The following is an 18,647-nucleotide window of genomic DNA, read 5'->3' on the forward strand; positions in this document are numbered from 1 at the left end:
CGCCGTAGGTGACGGAGGGGGAGGGTACGGAACAGCGGTTTCGCTTACCTCCCCCTCCGTCTGGCAAGCGCCAGCCACCTCCCCCTGGCGGGGGAGGATCGTTAGTTTAGTTTGGCCGGCGGGTGTCGGTGGACTGGGTGGTCGTGACCCCGCCGCCAAGCGCGCGGTACAATTCCACCGAGTTGCTGTCGCGGGTCAGGCGGGCGGCGAGCAGGCTCTGTTGCGCGGTGTAGAGCGAACGCTGCGAGTCGAGCGTGTTCAGGAACGTGTCGATGCCCGCACGAAAGCGCAGTTCCGACAGCTTGAACGCGCCCGCCGCATTGTCGCGGAGCGAGGTCTGCGCCTGCAACTGCGCACCGATGGTGCCCCGCCGCGCAAGAGCATCGGCAACTTCGCGGAAGCCGGTCTGGATGCTCTTCTCGTAGGTGGCGACCGCGGCGTCGCGCGTAGCCTGGGCATAGCGGAGATTGCCCTTGTTGCGGCCGAAGTCGAACAACGTCTGGCTGACGGACGGCGCGACCGACCAGTTCTGCGTACCGCTGCCGAACAGGTTCGACAGGCCGAGGCTGATCGTCCCGAACGCCGCGGTCAGCGAGATGTTCGGGAAGAACGCCGCGCGCGCCGCACCGATATTGGCGTTGGCCGCGACCAGCTGATGCTCGGCCGAGGCGATGTCGGGACGGCGCAACAACACCTCCGACGGCAGGTTGGCGGGCAGATTCTCCAGCGTCGGACTGGTCTCCTCGAGCCGTGCCGGGAGCATGTCCGCGGTCAGCGAGGTGCCGGCGAGCAGGTTCAGCGCGTTCTGGTCCTGCGCGATCAGCGTCGTCGCCTCGGCGATGTCCGAGCGCGCCTGATCGTAGCTGGTGCTGGCCTGCCGCACTTCGAGTTCGGACGCGATGCCGATCCGGAAGCGATCCTGCGTCAGCTTGACGGTCTGGCCAAAAGCTCGCTCCGTATCGCGCGCGATCTTGAGGCGATCCTGGTCGGCGGCCATCGTCAGCCACTGCGTCGCGATCTCGGCGATCAGCGAGACCTGCGCCGCATTGCGGTTTTCCTCGGCGGCGAAATACTGTTCCTGCTGCGCCTGCGTCAGATTGCGGACGCGGCCGAACAGGTCGATCTCCCAGGCGGAGACGCCGACATTCGCCGTGTAGATGTCTGCACGGCCGCTGGAGACAGCACCGCCACCAGTACCGCCGCCCGTGCCGCCTGTGCCGCCCGTTCCACCGCCTGTGCCGCCACCGACTACGCCGAACGGTGACTTCTGGTAGGTTGCCCCGCCGTTGGCGGCGAGCGTCGGGAACAGGTCGGCGCGCTGGACGCGGTATTGTGCGCGGGCCTGCGCGACGTTGGCGACCGAGACGCGGAGGTCTCTGTTGTTGTCCAGCGCGGTGCGGATCACGCGACGCAGGCGATCGTCGGTGAAGAACGCCTCCCACGCGGTATCCGCCGGCATGATCGCGCCGGCCGCATCGGTCGCTGCATAGGCAGGACCGGCGGGCGTTGCCGCCGGCACCGACAATTCGGGACGGACGTATTTCGGGGCGAGGTTACAGCCGGCGAGCGTGAGCCCGGCGGCGAACGTCAGGGCGGTGCGGCTGGAGATCTTGGTCGAGAACATCTGGATCAGGCCTCCTGCGGCCGCTGGTCGTGGGGCGGATGACGGTTATCGTCATGGCCGCCGTCACGGTTATCGTCACGGGTGTCGTCGTTGTGCTGGTGATCGCGGTCTTGCCCGGAGCCTGCCTTGTCCTGCTTGAAGACGCGCTTCACGAGCAGGAAGAACAGCGGCACGAAGAAGATCGCAAGGACGGTCGCGGACAGCATGCCGCCGACCACCGCCCAGCCGATCGCGTTCTGGCCGCCGGCACCCGCACCGCTCGACAGCGCGAGCGGCAATACGCCGAAGATGAACGCGAACGACGTCATCAGGATCGGGCGAAGGCGAAGCTTCGCCGCCTCGACCGCGGCATCGGCCGCGTTCATCCCGTCGCCCATCTTCTCCTCGGCGAACTCTACGATCAGGATCGCGTTCTTCGCCGCCACGCCGATCGTCGTGATCAGGCCGACCTGGAGGTAGATGTCGTTGTTCAGCCCGAAGATCATCGCCGCGGCCACCGCGCCGAGGACGCCGAGCGGCACCACCAGCAGGACGGCGATCGGGATCGACCAGCTCTCGTACAGCGCCGCGAGGCAGAGGAACACGATCAGCAGCGACAGCGCATAGACCGTGGTCGACTGGCCGGAGGACAGGTTTTCCTCGTAGCTCAGGCCGGTCCACTCATAGCCGATGCCGGGTGGCAGCTTGGCCGCCATCTCTTCCATCGCCTTGATCGCGGTACCGCTGCTGACGCCCGGCGCCGGCGAGCCCATGATCTCGAACGAGGCCACGCCGTTGTAACGCTCGAGACGCGACGGGCCATACTGCCAGTTGGTCGTCGAGAAGGACGAGAACGGCGCCATCGCGTTGCTGGTCGTGCCGCGGACGTAGAAGTTGCCGAGATCGGCAGGCGAGGTGCGGAACGGTGCGTCGGCCTGCACGAACACCTTCTTCACGCGACCGCGGTCGATGAAGTCGTTGATGTAGGCACCACCGAACGCGGTGCTGACGGTGGTGTTGATGTCTGCCTGGCTGAGGCCGAGTGCCCCCGCCTGCGCCTGGTCGACGTTCAGTTTCAGCTGAGGCGCATCCTCCAGGCCGTTCGGGCGGACCTGCATCAGACGCTTGTCCTGGCTGGCCATGCCGAGCAGCATGTTGCGCGCCTCGAGCAGCTTCTCGTGACCGACGCCGGCATTGTCCTTCAGCATGAAGTCGAAACCGTTGGCGTTGCCCAGTTCCTGCACGGCGGGCGGCACGAAGCCGATCACCATGCCGGCACGGATCCCGGCGAGCGCCTGGTTGGCGCGCCCGGCGACTGCGGCGACGGTGTTCTCCGCGCCCTCGCGATCTTCCCATGGCTTCAGCTGAATGAAGGCGATGCCGACATTCTGGCCCTGGCCGACGAAGCCGAAACCGCTGATCGTGAAGATGCCAGAAATGTTGGCCTTCTCGTCGATCAGGAAGTGATCGCGGACCTTGTCCATCGTCCGTGCGGTTTCCTCCATCGGCGTACCCGACGGCATCGAAACCTGCGCGAACATGACGCCCTGGTCCTCCTCGGGAAGGAAGCCCGACGGCAGGCGCAGGAAGATGAACGCCATCGCGACGACGATCACGGCATAGACCAGCATCGTGCGGACCCAGCCCTTCTCGACGCGGCGCAGGCCGTTGCCGTATTTGCCGACGCCCTTGTCAAAGGTGCGGTTGAACCAGCCGAAAAAGCCCTTCTTCTCGCCATGCCCGTCCTTGGCGGGCTTCAGGATCGTCGCGCAGAGTGCGGGCGTGAGGATCAACGCGACCAGCACCGAGAGCGCCATCGACGACACGATGGTGATCGAGAACTGGCGGAAGATCACGCCGGTCGAGCCGCTGAAGAACGCCATCGGCAGGAACACGGCGGACAGGACGAGGCCGATCCCGACCAGCGCGCCGCTGATCTCGTCCATCGACTTCTTGGCGGCTTCCTTGGGGCTCAGCCCCTCTTCCTGGATCAGGCGTTCGACGTTCTCGACGACGACGATCGCGTCATCGACGAGCAGACCGATCGCCAGCACCATGCCGAACAACGTCAACGTGTTGATCGTGAACCCCGCCGCATACAGCACGGCAAGCGAGCCGAGCAGCACGACCGGGACCGCGATCGTCGGGATCAACGTGGCACGGAAGTTCTGAAGGAACAGGAACATCACGAGGAAGACGAGGACGATCGCCTCGATCAGCGTGTGGATGACCTGCTCGACCGACAGCCGCACGAACGTCGAATTGTCGATCGGGTAGGCGACCTTGACGTCGGACGGGAACTGCTTGGCGATCCGGTCGACCTCGGCCTTGACCAGCTTGACGGTATCGAGCGCGTTGGCGCCCGGTGCCAGCTTCACGCCGAAACCTGCCGCCTGCTTGCCGTTGTAGCGGGCCTGGAAGGAGTAATTCTCCGAGCCCATCTCGACACGGGCGACGTCCGACAGGCGCACGGTCGCGCCGCTGGTCGCCGAGCGGACGATGATCGCGCGGAACTGTTCGGGGGTCTGGAGACGCGTCTGCGCGGTCACGGTGGCGTTGAGCGACTGGCCCTTCACCGCCGGCAGACTGCCGACCTGACCCGCCGAGACCTGCGCGTTCTGCGCGGTCAGCGCCGAGGTAATGTCGGTGACGGTGACGCCGAGGTTCGACATCTTGAACGGATCGACCCAGATCCGCATCGAATATTGCGCGCCGAACACCTGCGTGTCGCCGACGCCCTTGATGCGACTCAGCGGATCCTGGAGCTTCGAGGCGATCAGATCGCCGAGATCGACCTGGTCGTGCGCGCCATTCTCGGAATAGGCGGCAATGACGAGGAGGAAGTTGGCGGTCGCCTTGGTCACGCGCAGACCGGCCTGCTGCACTTCCTGCGGCAGGAGCGGAGTCGCCTGTTGCAGCTTGTTCTGCACCTGGACCTGCGCGATGTCGGGATCGGTGCCCTGCTCGAAGGTGAGCGTGATCGCGAGGTTGCCCGAGCCGTCAGACGTCGAGGCGAAGTAGCGAAGGTTGTCGATGCCCTTCATCTGCTGCTCGATGATCTGAGTCGTCGTGTTCTCGAGCGTCTGTGCGTCGGCGCCCGGATAGGACGTCGCGACCGTCACCTTGGGGGCGGCGATCTCAGGAAACTGCGCGATCGGCAGCGAGCGGATCGCGAGGATACCGGCCAGCATCAGGATGATGGCGATGACCCATGCAAAGATGGGTCGATCGATGAAATAGCGTGACATGGGCGGTTACTTTCCGGCCTGCGCGGACGCGTTGCCGGCAGCGGGATCCCCGCCCGCCGCGGCACCACCGGGGGCGCCGCCCGCAGGCTTGCCGATCTGCTGCGGAGCGCCGGCCTTGACGGTCGCGCCCGGACGCAGGTTGAGCAGCCCTTCGACGATCAGCTTGTCGCCGGGCTTGAGGCCGCTGGTAACGATCCACTTGTCGCCGATGACGCGATCGGTAGTGACGTTGCGCTGCTCGACCTTGTTCTGCGCGTTGACCACCAGTGCGGTCGCACCGCCGCGCGGATCGCGCGTGATGCCTGCGGTGGGGGCCATGATCGCGTTGCGGCGCGTACCCTCGACCAGCTTGGCGCGGACGTACATGCCAGGCAGCAACAGGCCGTTGGGGTTGGGGAAGCGCGCGCGCAGCGTGACCGCACCGGTGGTCTGGTCGACGGTCACTTCGGCGAACTGGAGACGACCCTCGATCGGATAGGTCGTGCCGTTGGGAAGGATCAGCTGGACGCGCGCACTGCCGTCGCCGCGGACCACGCCGCCGGTCGCCATCGCCTGCTTGAGATCGAGCAGCTGCGCCGCCGACTGGTTGACGTCGACATAGACGCTGTCGGTGCGCTGGATCGTCGCGAGCGCATCGGCCTGGCCGGTCTGGACGAGCGCGCCGACGGTCGCCAGCGAGCGGCCGATGCGGCCCGAGATCGGCGCCTTGATGCGCGTGAAGCCGAGGTTGACGCGGGCCGACTGGACCGCTGCCTGCTGCGCTGCAACATTGGCGCGAGCCTGCTGCGCGGACGCGGTGGCGTTGTCCGCCTCCTGCTTGCTGACCGCGTTCAGCGCGACGAGCTGGCCGTATCGCTGAGCCTGAAGACGGGTCGCATTGATCTGCGATTGCGCGGCCCCGAGCTGGCCCTGCGCGCTGGCAAGAGCCGCGCGATAGGGCGCGTCTTCGATCGCGTAGAGGACCTGGCCCTTGCTGACCATGGCGCCTTCGGTGAACAGGCGATCGCGGATCACGCCGCTGACCTGCGGACGCACTTCCGAGGTCTCTACCGCGGCAATACGCCCTGGCAGCTCGGACGTGAGCACCACGGGTTCCTCGGCGACGGTGACGACGCCGACCGTCGGAGTCGGCGGGGGTGGTGGCGCCTGCTCCTTGTTGCAAGCCGACAGCAGGGCAAGCGCGGCCAGTGCCACAGATCCCTTGAGGTTCAATCGCTGCATGTTGAGCATCCCGACGTCCGTGCAGATGAGTTCGTGCGGAATGAACGTTCATTCCGCTTGCCTGCCCGCTAGGATTGTGCGAGCGGCGGGTCAATTAAAAAACGCATCGGGAATTCTGTTTTGAGTGCAGTGCAGCAAGAGAAGTGTAGCCGGGAGCGTATTGTCGCCACGGCCCGACATCTGTTTGCGACTCAAGGCTTTCACCAGACGCCGATGTCCGAACTGGCGCAGGCCGCCGAGGTGTCGGTGGGTCAGATCTATCGTCTGTTCACCGGCAAGAATGCGGTGATCCAGGCGATCGTGATGCAGGATGCGATCGGCAAGGCCGCCGAAATGCAGACGACGAACGACTCGGTCAAGTCGGGCAGATTGTCGATCGAGGACGGATTCATCGAGCTGACCAGACGCGCCTTGTCGAAGGGCGACGAGGCGCTGTCGTTCGAGATCATGGCGGAGGCGCACCGCAACACCGAAGTCGCCGACACCATCGCCGACCTGTGCAGGGGGTTTCGACGGATAATCCGCGATCTCGCTTGCGTCGCCAATCCCGACCTGTCCGACGACGGCCTCGAGGGCGCAGAGGAGATGATCCTCGCCTTCATGTTCGGCCTCGGCCACCGGACCTTGTCGCGGCCGAAATTGTCGGATGACGAGACAGCGCGGCTCACTGGCCGCATGATCCTGGCAGCGGTACGCGCGCTCTGAAATCCTCCCCCCGGCGGGGGAGGATCAGACGGCTATTTTACTGCCGCGCGCAGGGTGGCGCGGACGCCGGTGTGGCTGGGGTCGTATTCGACGATCGACTGCAGGCTCTGCGCCATCGCCTTGATCAGTTTCGTGCCGAGCCCTGTGCCGCGGGGCACGGCGCCTTCCGGTATGCCGCAGCCATCGTCTTCCACCGCCAGCAAGAAGATATCGTCGTCGATCCGGCGTAGCGCGACTCGGACTTCGCCGCCGCCGGTGGGGTAGGCGTATTTGCACGCGTTGGTGACGAGTTCGGTGACGATCACGCCGAGCGACACCGCGCGATCGGTGGGTAGGCGGATCGGTTCGGCAGCGAGGCTGAGCGCGCGAGGGAGCGCGTCGGTCGACCAGGTCTCGGCGAGTTCGTCGACCAGCGCACCGAGATATTCCTGCATGTCGACGCTCTCGACATCGTTGCTGGTATAGAGCCGCCGGTGAACCTGCGCGATCGCCTGGATGCGGCGCTGCGTATCCTCCAGCGCCTCTCGCGCGGACGGATCGGTCAGCGCGGTCGCCTGGAGCCGAACCATCGCCGAGACGAGCTGCAGCGAGTTGGCGACACGGTGGTTCACCTCGCCGAGCAACGCCTCGAGGCGGGCGTTGCTGGCGCGCAAATCCGCCTCGGCGGACGCTTTCTGTTGTTCCAGCACCGACCGGGCGCGGACCTGTTCGAACGAGGCCGCGAGCAGGTCGAAGAAATCGTCGCCGACCGTCTTCACGACGTAATCGGCGGCGCCGGCCTTGAGCGCGGCGACCGCGATGCGGCCTTCCTCGGAGCCGGTGACGTACACGATCGGCGGGTGATCGGGCAGGCGACGGAGCGCTTCGAGCGTCTCCAGGCCGTCCATGCCGGGCATGTAGTGATCGACCGCGATCAGGTCGAAGCGCTCGCCGGCGGCCTTGACCACGCCCTCCGCGCCGGTCTCGGCGACCGTCATGCGGTAGCCGCGACGTTCGAGCGCACGCGCCGCCAGCCGCCGGATACCGGCGTCGTCGTCGATGTAGAGGACGCTTATGGGCAAGGCGGCGGACGTCGGCATCAGCTCTCGACGTCGGGAACCTGGATCACCGACAGGAACAGCCCGAGCTGGCGGATCGCCTGCGCGAAACTCTCATAGTTCACGGGCTTGGTGATGTAGACGTTGCAGCCGAGATCGTAGCAGCGCTCGATCTCGACCTTGTCGTCGGTGGTGGTCAGCACGACGACCGGCGTCCGCTTGAGCGGGCTGTTCTCGGCCTTGATCCGCGCCAGGATATCGGTGCCGCTCATGTCGGGCAGGTTGAGATCGAGCAGGATCATCGCCGGGCCGCTCTTGGCCGGGCCGTCGACCGCGTTGAACAGGAAATCCAGCGCGGTGGTGCCATCGGTGAAATGCTTGATATCGTTCAGGATACCCGCGCGCCGGATGTTCTTCTCGATCAGCCGGGCATGGCCCTCGTCGTCCTCGATCATGACGATCCCGACGGTCTGGTGCTGGTTCATGCCTTGATATCCTGAATCGACAATTCGGTGGGAAGGTTGAGGCGGAAGGTGGCGCCGTCGCCGAGCGTCGACTGGACGTCGATCGTGCCGCCGAGACGATAGGCGAGTGCGCGGACATGCGCGAGTCCGATGCCTTCGCCGGGCTGGTCCTGTTGCCCGGAGCGGCGGAACAGGTCGAACACGCGCTGATGGTCGCGCGGATCGATGCCGCGGCCGTTGTCGATCACCGACAGGATCACGCGGTTGCGATCCTTGTGCCCGGTCACGACGATCTCGCCGGGACGGCCGGGCTTGAGATACTTGGTCGCGTTCTCGATCAGGTTCGACAGGATCTGTTCGAGCGCAAGGCGATCTGTAACTACCGCCGGGATCGGCCGCTCGACGCGAACGGCCGCGCCGCGATCGTCGATGACGTGCTGGATCGATCCGATGATCGTGTCGACCAGTTGCGCGGGGTCGACATGCTCGGGCGCGATCGTCCGGCGCCCTTCGCGCGAAAGCTTGAGGATGGCGTTGATCAGACGGTCCATCTTCTGCGTCGAGGTGCGGATGAAGCCGATCGCCTCGGGCAAATCCTCGCGCGCGGCCAGCCGGGCATCCTCGGTCATCAGCTGTGGCGCATCTGCTTCGACCCGGTCGATCAACTCGGCGAGCGGCGCGGCGGCGGTTGCGAGTTCGGCGGTGAAGCCCATCACGTTGACCAGCGGCGAGCGCAGGTCGTGGCTGACGATATAGGCGAAGCGCTGGATTTCCTCGTTCGCGCGGCTGAGATCGGCGGTGCGCTCGGTGACCTGCTCCTCGAGCGTCTCGTTCAGATCGCGCAGGCTGTCGCGCGAGGTGGCGAGATCGGCGGTGTAGCGGCGGATCACCAGGATCGCGAGGATCGCGACCACCAGCAGAAGGATCGCGGCGAGCCCGGCGGCCGAGAGGAACAACGCGCTGGTCTGTTGCTGGCGCTCGCTGCGGATCGCGAGCAGGCGCACTTCGTCGGCGGCCATCGCCTGCAACCGGTAGCGGATACCGCGCATCAGCGGCACGCTGGCATCGACCGCGAACCGACGCTGCGCTTCGGCGAGCCGACCGCCTGCGACCAGCGCGATCGATTCCGCCCGCAATGCGCGCAACCGATCGAGCCGGCGCTCGATCAGGTCGATCCGCTGCGTCTGGCGTGGATTGTCGCGGGTCTGGTCGCGCAGGCCGTCGATCGACGGACGGAGCAAGCCCGACGTTCGCGCATAGGATGTGGCGAAAAGCGGCATGCCGGTCAGGACATAGCCGCGGCGCGCGGTTTCGGACTGCTCCATCTCGACCTGGAGCGTGGCGATCGCCTGACGCACGTCCTGCGTGTGCAGGATCTGCGCGGTGAAGGTGCGATTGCGGACCGTGATCCAGCCGATCGCGATCGCCGCGGCAGCCAGCGCGACGAAGCCGAGAGTCATGAAAGCGACCAGCCACCGCGCGACCCGACCTTCGGACGATGGCAAATTCAGGCGTACGCGGACCATGGATTGCGCTGTAAGGGAGTGCCGATCGTTACACCAGCGATACTGCCTTGCCGCAGAGTAATCGGGGGTTTGCCGGGTCGTCCTAATCCTCCCCCTGGCAGGGGGAGATGGCTGGCGCTTGCCAGGCGGAGGGGGAGGGGGATGAAACGTGTGTTCCGGGTCCTCCCCCTCCGACGCCTACGGCGCCACCTCCCCCTGGCGGGGGAGGATCGAACGCCACTCTACAACAGCAGATCCTGCGCGCTGGCCTTGCCGACGCGGCCGCCGCCGCTGCGCCGGTCCGCCTCATGGTTGGCGGTGAAGCGGATGTCGGGGTCGCGATCGGTGAGGAACGCCATCAGCGTCTCGTGATCGAGTTCGGACCATTCCTTGCCGCGATCTGGGCCGTAGCGGACGCGAGGGATGAGCCCCGGATCGCGCGACCATTCGACCAGTTGCGCGAAGCTCGCCTCGTTGAGCATGTCGCGCAAGTGGAACGCGGTCACATACGCGTCGGGAAACGCACGATGCGCGGGCAGGCCGCGCTCATGCTCCAAACCCTGCGGCGTGCGCCAATAGCGCAGAACCTGGTTCGAGAAGCTCGGGCTGTCGGGCCAGAGCCGCAACGCGCATTTCCAGGTGCAGATCCATTCGGCGTCGCGGGTCAGCGCGGGGGTACAGAATTTCTGCTCGAAATCGGCGCGGTGCGCGGCGAGCGCGAGACGGCGCGGCCAGGGATCGAGAACTTGGCGGGCGCAGTCGTGCCACCACGGCGCTTCGGCGACATGCTCGTCGAGGATATGGTGGATCGCCTGCGTCACCGGCGGGATCAGGCGGCCGGGATTGACGAGCAGGCTGCCGCCTTCGCCGTAGATCTCCCAGCGGCCGTCCTCGCCGAGCGCGACGTCCTGCCAGCCGATCTCGCAGACGCCGTGCGCGGGCGGGGCCGAGCCGGTGGTCTCCAGGTCGACGACCCGGATCATCTGCGGCTGCGGTTTGGGCTTTGGATAGGGTGGCGCCATGCCCGCCATGTGGGGACAAAAGCGCGCTTAATCCAGCGCGTATGCGTCCTCATGGTCGATATCCATCTCGCGGACGCCACGGCGCTGGCGCGCGCGGTCGACGAGCTTGCGCAGGCCTTCGCGGCGGTCGCGTGCCATCGGGATATCGCGCAGGGTAAACTCGCCGCCGGACGTGGTGCGGTCGCTGGAGGTGAGGATGATCGTGCCGATGTCGGTCATCTGGTTGAGCAGCGAATAGCCGAGCCGGACGTCCTTGATCCGGTAGAGCTCGATCTCGTCGATCGTCTTGAACAGGATGCCGCGTTTGATGATCAGGCGCTGGTCGGTGATCTCGTAGGAGGCGCTGCGGTTCTTGAGCCAGCGTACGCCGATGATGACGAAACCGACGCCGGCCAGGCAGGCGAGTAGCGTTCCCCAACCCGCGAAGCTGCCGAGCAGCCAGCGGCGCGTGCTGGACCGGAATTCGTCGACTGGGCGCTCCACGTGGGGGTGTCTCCTGGGGGTTGAGCGGACGGTAGGCGTGGGGGGTGGTGTGTCAATCGGTTCGGTTGTGCGGGTGGCTGGGCTAGCGAACCTCCCCGACTGCACCACCCCGGCGAAGGCCGGGGCCCAAGTGGAAAGGTGGGCGTAACGGCGTGCTGCACTCCGTTAGCGACGTTCCCCAATTGGGCCCCGGCCTTCGCCGGGGTGGTGGATTTGGTTAAGCAGCCACCCGGGTCACGCTGCTTTTCGCGAGCTGTGCATCGACCTCGGCAAGTAGCGCAGCCAGCGCCGCCTCCGTCTTCGCTTCAGCGCGAACCGTGAGCATTGCCTGCGTGTTCGACGCGCGGAGCAGCCACCATCCGTCGGCGGTCGTCACGCGCGCGCCGTCGGTGAGGTCCATCTCCACACCCTCGCTCTCCAACCGCGCGATCACCTCGTCCACGACCGCGAACTTGCGCGCGTCGGCAACCGGAAAGCGCAAATCCGGCGTCGCCACCAGCGCCGGCATCGCATCGCGCAATTCCGTCAGCGAGCGTCCCGACAGATGCACCGCGCGAATCAACCTGACGGCAGCGTACTGCGCATCGTCGAAGCCATAATACTCGCCAGCGAAGAACAAATGCCCGCTGAGTTCTCCTCCCAAAGGTGCCCCGGTACGGGTCATCGCCTGCTTCATCAGGCTGTGGCCGGTCGCGGCCATCACCGGCTCGCCGCCCAACTCCGCGATTCGGTCGAACAGCGCCTGGCTCGACTTCACGTCGGCGACGATCGGCGCGCCGGGGTGCTCGCGCAGCGCAGGCTCGACCAATATGGAGAGAATCTGATCGCCCCAGATCACGCGGCCCACCGCGTCGACGGCACCGATTCGGTCACCATCGCCGTCGAACGCCAGTCCGAAATCGAGGTTCTTGTCCGCGACCAGGCGTTGCAGATCGGCGAGGTTCGCCTCTTCGGTAGGATCGGGATGATGGTTGGGAAAATTGCCGTCGATATCGGCGAAGATCACATGATGCTCACCCGGCAGGCGCTGGACGAGTTTCTCAATGATCGGGCCGGCGGCGCCGTTGCCGGTGTCCCAGCCGATCCGGTATGCGCCGCCCTCGTATCCCGCGATCAGCCGGTCGGCATAGGCGTCGATCACGTCGGCGGTCGTCACTTCGCCGGCCCCTTCGCTCCACGCGCCCGACGCGGCGAGGGCGGCGAGATCCTGGATGTCGTCGCCGAAAAATGGGGCGTGGCGCAGCACCATCTTGAAGCCGTTATACTCGGGGGGATTGTGGCTGCCGGTTACCTGGATGCCGCCATCCACTTCTAGCGTCGCCTCGGCGAAATATAGCATCGGTGAGGTGCTGAGGCCGATCCGAACGACGTCGACGCCGCCTGCGACGAGGCCGGACACGAGCGCGGCTTCCAGTTCCGGCGACGAATTGCGGCCATCATAGCCGACGGCGACGCGGCGGCCGCCGATGGCGCGGATACGGGTAGCGAACCCGCGACCGATCGCGATTGCATCCGCCGGACCGAGCGCTTTCCCGACAATCCCGCGGATGTCGTATTCGCGGAGCGAGGTGGGGTCGAACTGATGCGTCATTGGCCTCTCTCCGATTTCAGTGGCGTATGGGATTGCCTTACCACCGTCACCCCGGACTTGTTCCGGGGGCCACGGGACCGCGCACTCAAGACTATCGAGCGCACGGAACGGTGGATGCCGGAACGAGCCCGGCATGGCGCAGGGTTAGCCGCGCCGCTTGAGCAACAGGTCGCGCGCGGCGTTGACGCGGCGGGTCAGGTCGGTCGATCCGCCGCGGTCGGGGTGGACCGACGCGATCAGCCGCCGGTGCGCGCTGCGGATTGCGTCGGCGTCCGCGCCGCGATCGATACCCAAAATAGAAAGGGCTTCCGTTTCATCGGTCACGACCCGCTGCTTCGGCTTTGGCCGGAGATAATGCCACGCCGCCCAAATGAAGAGCGCGGCGATGATCCACTTCACGCTGCCACGTCCGGGGCCCGCTCGGCGATCACCTCGGGCAGCTGCAACGCCGCCATCATCTCGCGCAGCTCCTGGCGCGCGGCGACATGCGCCAGGCCCATGCTGCCGAACGCCTTCGAATCGATCATCGTCAGGCCGGCGGGGAACATCTCGCGGTAGATCACGCGCTCGCCGAGCCCCGGGATGATCCGGAAACCGACGCGCTTGGCGAGTTGCGCCAAGGCATCCGACACGCGGCGCATGTTGCGCGCCTCGATATGCTGGAGGCGGTTGCGCAGCACAACCCAGTCGATCGTCGTGCCGTCGGCGCGCGCGCGCTGTTTCCGCGCATCCCAGATGAGTTCGGAATAGAAGCTCGGGCGCGTCACCTGATAGGTCTCGGCATCGACCTGCCCGATCAGGTCGAAGTCGACGAAGCTGTCGTTCATCGGCGTGACGAGCGTGTTCGCCAGCGCCGCAGCGGTGCGCGCGAACGGATCGTCGCGGCCCGGCGTGTCGACGACGAGGAAGTCCGACCCCGCGCTCAGCGAATGCCACAGATCCTCGAACTGGTCCTCGGTCTGCGCCGACAGCGTCGCGTGGCGCGGCATCGGCAGGATCGAGCCGTTGCGCTTCATCGTCTCGGCGCGGTTGTCGAGATAGCGGCCGACGGTGCGCTGGCGGTGATCCAGATCGAGACACGCGACGCGCGCACCCTTCGCGGCGAGCGCGATCGCGACGTGCACTGCGGTCGTCGACTTGCCCGTACCGCCCTTCTCGTTGGCGAACACGATGACGTGCGTCGGTACCGACGGGGCAACATGCGTCGAAGGTTGGGAAGAATCCGGGCCCATGGCCAACGCGCGTTTCCTTATTGATCGTAACAGTCACCCTTCATAGAAGCCGCGACCGCACTTATCGAGTAGGAGTTTCACGTGGACACCGTCCGGGATCTTAACGCGTTGCGCGAAAGCGTCGCTGCCTTCCGTGCGGCGGGGCAGCGCGTCGCGCTCGTCCCGACGATGGGCGCGCTCCACGCAGGCCATGTCGCGCTGATCGAGGCGGCGAAGCGGCCGGGCACCAAGGTCGTCGCGTCGATTTTCGTGAACCCGACGCAGTTCGGCCCGAACGAGGACCTGTCGCGCTATCCGCGGCGCGAGATGGCCGATATCCGGATGCTCAACGAAGCCGGGTGCGACCTGCTCTGGTTGCCGTCGGTCGAGACGATGTACCCCGATGGCTTCGCGACGACGGTGCACGTGACGGGCGTCAGCGACGGGTTCGACGGCGCCTCGCGGCCCGGCCATTTCGACGGTGTGGCGACGGTCGTGTCGAAGCTGTTCAACCAGGTCGAGCCCGACGCCGCCTATTTCGGCGAGAAGGATTACCAGCAGTTGGCGGTCATTCGCCGCTTCGTCGCCGATCTCGACTTCGCGATAGACATTGTCGGGGTGCCGACGCAGCGCGACGATGACGGCCTCGCGATGTCGTCGCGCAACATCTATCTCGACGACGAGCAGCGCAGGCAGGCGATCGCCTTGCCGCGTGCGCTGGGCGTGGCGGCGCGCGCGATCGTCAAGGGCGAGGACGTCGGTTCGGTGCTCGAGGATGCACATGCGACGCTCGTCGGCGCGGGGTTCACGATCGATTATGTTGCCCTTGCCGATGCGGAGACGCTGACCGAAAACCCGGCGCCGGATCGGCCGCGGCGATTGCTGGCGGCGGCGCGGATGGGGTCCACCCGGCTCATCGACAACATCGCGATCGAATAGCCGTAGCGCGTTGTAAAAATCATGCGTTAACCCATTAACCATTTCGTAGCCCGAATCACCGCAGGATGCCTTCAAGAACATTGGGGGCAGACCATGGGCAGCAATCTCAAGAGCGCGAATTTTACGATCGAACGCCGTCTGGCAGAGGCCGCGCGCGGCGACGACCGGGCGTGTTACGAACTGGGCATGGTGTATTCGACGGGGACGTCGGGCGTCGTGCTCGACCTGATCGAGGCGCACAAATGGTTCAACCTGGCAGCAGTGTCGGGGAACATCGCCGCGCAGGAATGCCGCGCGGAGATCGCCGAGGACATGACCGCGCGCGAAATCTCGGTGGCGCAGCGCGCCGCGCGCGACTGGATGCAACTGACGCAACGCCGCGCGGCTTAAGCGGGCCGAGGCTCGGCTAAGCGACGAGCCGACAACCCTCCGTCATGCCGGGCTCGTTCCGGCATCCACGGTTCCCCACGCCCGATAGTCGTGAGGATGTGGAACCGTGGACCCCGGACCAAGTCCGGGGTGACGGAGAAGGGGAGGTCGGGAGACACCCGAACTCCGGTCAGCCTCAGGCTTCCGCTTTCTTCTTCGGGGCAGCCTTTTTCGCAGGCGCCTTTTTGGCCGGAGCCTTCTTCGCTGGGGCCTTCGCCTCAGCCGCGTCCTTGGCCGGTGCCTTCTTCGCCACCGGCTTCTTGGCAGGCGCCTTCTTCTTCTTGGTCGCCGGTGCCGCCGCGGCGCGTGCGTCGATCAGCGAGGCGGCTTCCTCCAGCGTCAGCTGGTCCTTCTCGATCGACTTGGGCAAGGTCGCATTGGTCGTGCCGTCGGTGACGTAGGCGCCGTACCGGCCCTCCATCAGCTTGATCTCCGCCTCGGTACGCGGGTGGTTGCCGAGGATCTTCAGCGGGGCCTGCGCGCCACGCGCGGTGCGTCCGCCACCCGCCGCGGCTTCGGCGAGCTTGACCACCGCCGCGTTCATGCCCGTCTCGAACACGTCCGCGGTCGAGGTGAGGCGTGCGTATTTGCCCGCGTGCTTCAGATACGGACCATAGCGGCCGATCGCCGCGGTGATCGGCTCACCGGTCTCGGGATGCGTGCCGATGGTCCGCGGCAGCGACAGCAGCTTCAGCGCCCATTCGAGGTTCAGCTCGCCGATATCCTTGGGGATCGACGCCATTTTCCGGGTCTCGCCCTCGCCGATCTGGATGTACGGGCCGAACCGTCCGGACTTGCGCTCGACCGGCAGGTTCGTCTCGGGATCGACGCCCAAGGTCGACGGGCCGCTATCCGCTTCGGCCTCGCCACCGGGCTGCGCGAAGCGGCGGGTGTATTTGCACTCGGGATAGTTGGAGCAGGCAATGAACGCGCCGAACTTGCCGCCGCGTAGCGCCAGCTGGCCCTCGCCGCAGTTCGGGCAGAGCCGCGGATCGCCGCCGTCCGCCTTGGCGGGGAAGAGGTAGGGCGCGAGGAAGATGTCGAGCTCGGCGGTGATCGCGCTGGGCTGCTGCTCCATCACCTCGTTGGTGCGCGGCTTGAAGTCGCGCCAGAACGCGTCGAGCACCGACTGCCACTGCGCGCGGCCGCCCGAGACGTCGTCGAGTTCCTCCTCGAGTTCGGCGGTGTAGTCGTAGCCGACATATTTCTCGAAGAAGCGTTCGAGGAACGCCGTCACGAGACGTCCGGATTCCTCGGCGAAGAAGCGGTTCTTCTCGATCCGGACATAGGCGCGGTCCTTCAGCGTCTTGATGATCGACGCGTAGGTGGACGGGCGGCCGATGCCGAGCTCCTCCATCCGCTTGACCAGCGAGGCTTCGGAGAAGCGCGGCGGCGGCTGCGTGAAATGCTGCTCGGCGTCGACCTTCTTCTTTGCGGGCGAATCGCCGTCCTTCATCCGCGGCAGGCGACGCGCGTCCTCGTCGGCGGAATCGTCCGACCCTTCCTCGTAGAGCGCGAGATAGCCGGGGAAGAGCACGACCTGGCCCGTAGCACGCAGGATGTTGCGGCCGGTGCCGTCGGCCATCTCGACCGTGGTGCGCTCCATCCGCGCCGACGCCATCTGGCTCGCCAGCGCGCGCTTGAAGATCAGGTCGTAGAGGCGGGCATGATCGCCGCCGCCGGCCTTGTCCTTGCCGAAATCGGTGGGGCGGATGGCTTCGTGCGCTTCCTGCGCGTTCTTGGCCTTCGACTGGTACTGGCGCGGCTTGTCGGGGACGTAGCTCGCGTCGAAGCGGTTCGCGACGGCGAGGCGCGCGGCGGAAATCGCGCTGCCGTCCATCTGCACGCCGTCGGTACGCATGTACGTGATCGCGCCGTCCTCGTAGAGGCCCTGCGCGATCCGCATCGTGTGATCGGCCGAGAAACCGAGCTTGCGCGACGCCTCCTGCTGGAGCGTCGAGGTCGTGAACGGCGGCGGCGGGTTGCGGCCGGCGGGCTTGGTCTCGACCGACTGGACCGAGAAATTGCCGTCGAGCACGGCCTGCTTCGCCCGCAGCGCGTCGCCTTCGTTGCCGATCGACAGGCGGTCGAGCTTGGCGCCCTCGAACTGGGTCAGGCGCGACTGGAACGCGGTGCCGTCATGCTCCATATCGGCCGTCACCGACCAATATTCCTGCGGCTTGAAGACGTCGATCTCGCGCTCGCGCTGGACGATCAGGCGCAGCGACACCGACTGGACGCGACCGGCGGACTTGGCGCCGGGCAGCTTGCGCCACAGCACCGGCGAGAGCGTGAAGCCGACGAGGTAATCGAGCGCGCGGCGGGCGCGATAGGCGTCGATCAGATCGTCGTCGAGCTCGCGCGGGTTCTTCATCGCCTCGGTCACCGTCGCCTTGGTGATCGCGTTGAAGGTGACGCGCTCGACCTCCTTGGGCAGCGCCTTGCGTGCGCGCAGCACCTCGCGGACGTGCCACGAGATCGCCTCGCCCTCGCGATCCGGATCGGTCGCGAGGATCAGGCGGTCGGCGAGCTTGGCGAGATCGGTGATCGCCTTCAGCTGCTTCGACTTGTCCGCGTAATTCTCCCACGTCATCGCGAACGCATCGTCGGGATCGACCGAGCCGTCCTTGGGCGGCAGATCGCGGACATGACCGTAGCTGGCCAGGACGCGGTAATCGCTGCCCAGATATTTCTCGATGGTTTTGGCCTTGGCGGGCGATTCGACGATGACAAGCTGCATGGGAAAACCGGGGTCCTTACGTGTACGCGTACGAGGGTGGCGGCGCAGGGGCGGTGCCGTCAACCCGCGGTGGGTTCGAGATCGACCGCCGCGAGATGCGACCGTCGGTGCAGGTTTTCCAGAGGGGAGTATCCAAAGAGGCTTTCTAGGGGCGGGGTATTTCCCGGATTATGAATACGTTGTTGGCACAGTATCGATGTCGCCATGATGACAGTAAAACCGCGCGTTCCAGTGTCTTCGACCGAAACAGGTGCGGAGATCGTTACAATTGCGCTCGTCCACGGATCCAGTTCATCGACTGAAGGTTCGGACATTTCGCAGGATTTTCGTCCCGCGCCGTGGTTTCCGAAACGGGATACGTCTTTCCGGCAGGGGCTCGCCGTGCAGCGGAACCATCACGCTTTGTTGCCCGAAGGTAGGGGTGAGAGCATTGCGTTGGTCAAGGATTC

The 18,647-nt window shown here is 66.1% G+C and carries 15 protein-coding genes; 3 read left to right on the forward strand and 12 right to left on the reverse strand.

Annotated elements, in window-relative coordinates:
- Positions 1-106: 106 nt before the first annotated feature.
- The 3 genes from EQZ23_RS13785 to EQZ23_RS13795 are packed head-to-tail and all read right to left on the reverse strand — an operon-like array spanning position 107 to position 6,072.
- Complete coding sequence (locus tag EQZ23_RS13785) at positions 107-1,624, reverse strand: efflux transporter outer membrane subunit (protein WP_128455013.1); 1,518 nt, start codon at positions 1,622-1,624, stop codon at positions 107-109.
- 5 nt (positions 1,625-1,629) lie between these two features.
- Complete coding sequence (locus EQZ23_RS13790) at positions 1,630-4,851, reverse strand: efflux RND transporter permease subunit (RefSeq protein WP_128455014.1); 3,222 nt, start codon at positions 4,849-4,851, stop codon at positions 1,630-1,632.
- A 6-nt stretch (positions 4,852-4,857) separates the two neighbouring features.
- On the reverse strand, positions 4,858-6,072 hold the full coding sequence (locus tag EQZ23_RS13795; protein ID WP_128455015.1) for an efflux RND transporter periplasmic adaptor subunit: 1,215 nt from the start codon (positions 6,070-6,072) through the stop codon (positions 4,858-4,860).
- 129 nt (positions 6,073-6,201) lie between these two features.
- Between EQZ23_RS13795 and EQZ23_RS13800 the strand changes: the two genes are divergently transcribed.
- The gene (locus tag EQZ23_RS13800; protein ID WP_346427827.1) at positions 6,202-6,777 is read left to right on the forward strand and encodes a helix-turn-helix domain-containing protein; all 576 of its coding nucleotides are present in this window, start codon (positions 6,202-6,204) and stop codon (positions 6,775-6,777) included.
- Positions 6,778-6,809: 32 nt separating this feature from the next.
- Here the strand turns inward: EQZ23_RS13800 and EQZ23_RS13805 are convergent, their stop codons facing one another.
- From EQZ23_RS13805 to EQZ23_RS13840, 8 genes are all read right to left on the reverse strand, one after another.
- Complete coding sequence (locus EQZ23_RS13805) at positions 6,810-7,856, reverse strand: histidine kinase dimerization/phosphoacceptor domain -containing protein (protein WP_128455017.1); 1,047 nt, start codon at positions 7,854-7,856, stop codon at positions 6,810-6,812.
- Positions 7,856-8,299 carry a response regulator gene (locus EQZ23_RS13810; protein WP_128455018.1) on the reverse strand — a complete coding sequence of 148 codons (444 nt, stop codon included), beginning with the start codon at positions 8,297-8,299 and terminating at the stop codon, positions 7,856-7,858. Before EQZ23_RS13810 ends, EQZ23_RS13805 begins: the two co-directional genes overlap by 1 nt.
- Entirely contained in the window at positions 8,296-9,804 is a 1,509-nt protein-coding gene (locus EQZ23_RS13815) for a sensor histidine kinase (protein WP_128455019.1), read from the reverse strand. Before EQZ23_RS13815 ends, EQZ23_RS13810 begins: the two co-directional genes overlap by 4 nt.
- Positions 9,805-10,025: 221 nt before the next feature.
- A complete protein-coding gene (locus EQZ23_RS13820) occupies positions 10,026-10,805 on the reverse strand; it encodes an exonuclease domain-containing protein (RefSeq protein WP_128455020.1) in 780 nt (259 codons plus the stop codon).
- A gap of 27 nt (positions 10,806-10,832) precedes the next feature.
- Entirely contained in the window at positions 10,833-11,288 is a 456-nt protein-coding gene (locus EQZ23_RS13825; RefSeq protein ID WP_128455021.1) for a PH domain-containing protein, read from the reverse strand.
- A gap of 217 nt (positions 11,289-11,505) precedes the next feature.
- Positions 11,506-12,879 (reverse strand): phosphomannomutase/phosphoglucomutase, encoded by a 1,374-nt coding sequence (locus EQZ23_RS13830; RefSeq protein WP_128455022.1) that lies wholly within the window; start codon positions 12,877-12,879, stop codon positions 11,506-11,508.
- A 144-nt stretch (positions 12,880-13,023) separates the two neighbouring features.
- Positions 13,024-13,278: a DnaJ domain-containing protein gene (locus tag EQZ23_RS13835; protein WP_128455023.1), complete on the reverse strand. Its 255-nt coding sequence runs from the start codon at positions 13,276-13,278 to the stop codon at positions 13,024-13,026.
- Positions 13,275-14,111, reverse strand: coding sequence for a division plane positioning ATPase MipZ (locus EQZ23_RS13840; RefSeq protein WP_128455590.1), 837 nt, complete (start codon positions 14,109-14,111; stop codon positions 13,275-13,277). Before EQZ23_RS13840 ends, EQZ23_RS13835 begins: the two co-directional genes overlap by 4 nt.
- 81 nt (positions 14,112-14,192) lie before the next feature.
- On the opposite strand from EQZ23_RS13840, the gene panC reads away from it, so the two are divergent.
- Both panC and EQZ23_RS13850 read left to right on the forward strand, forming a co-directional pair.
- Positions 14,193-15,029, forward strand: coding sequence for a pantoate--beta-alanine ligase (gene panC / locus EQZ23_RS13845; RefSeq protein WP_128455024.1), 837 nt, complete (start codon positions 14,193-14,195; stop codon positions 15,027-15,029).
- A gap of 93 nt (positions 15,030-15,122) precedes the next feature.
- Positions 15,123-15,419 (forward strand): sel1 repeat family protein, encoded by a 297-nt coding sequence (locus tag EQZ23_RS13850; RefSeq protein ID WP_128455025.1) that lies wholly within the window; start codon positions 15,123-15,125, stop codon positions 15,417-15,419.
- A gap of 175 nt (positions 15,420-15,594) precedes the next feature.
- On the opposite strand, the gene topA is transcribed toward EQZ23_RS13850, so the two are convergent.
- Positions 15,595-18,198 (reverse strand): type I DNA topoisomerase, encoded by a 2,604-nt coding sequence (gene topA, locus EQZ23_RS13855; RefSeq protein ID WP_128455026.1) that lies wholly within the window; start codon positions 18,196-18,198, stop codon positions 15,595-15,597.
- Positions 18,199-18,647 lie beyond the last annotated feature (449 nt).

This window comes from Sphingomonas sp. UV9 (assembly GCF_004101245.1).
Classification (GTDB): domain Bacteria; phylum Pseudomonadota; class Alphaproteobacteria; order Sphingomonadales; family Sphingomonadaceae; genus Sphingomonas.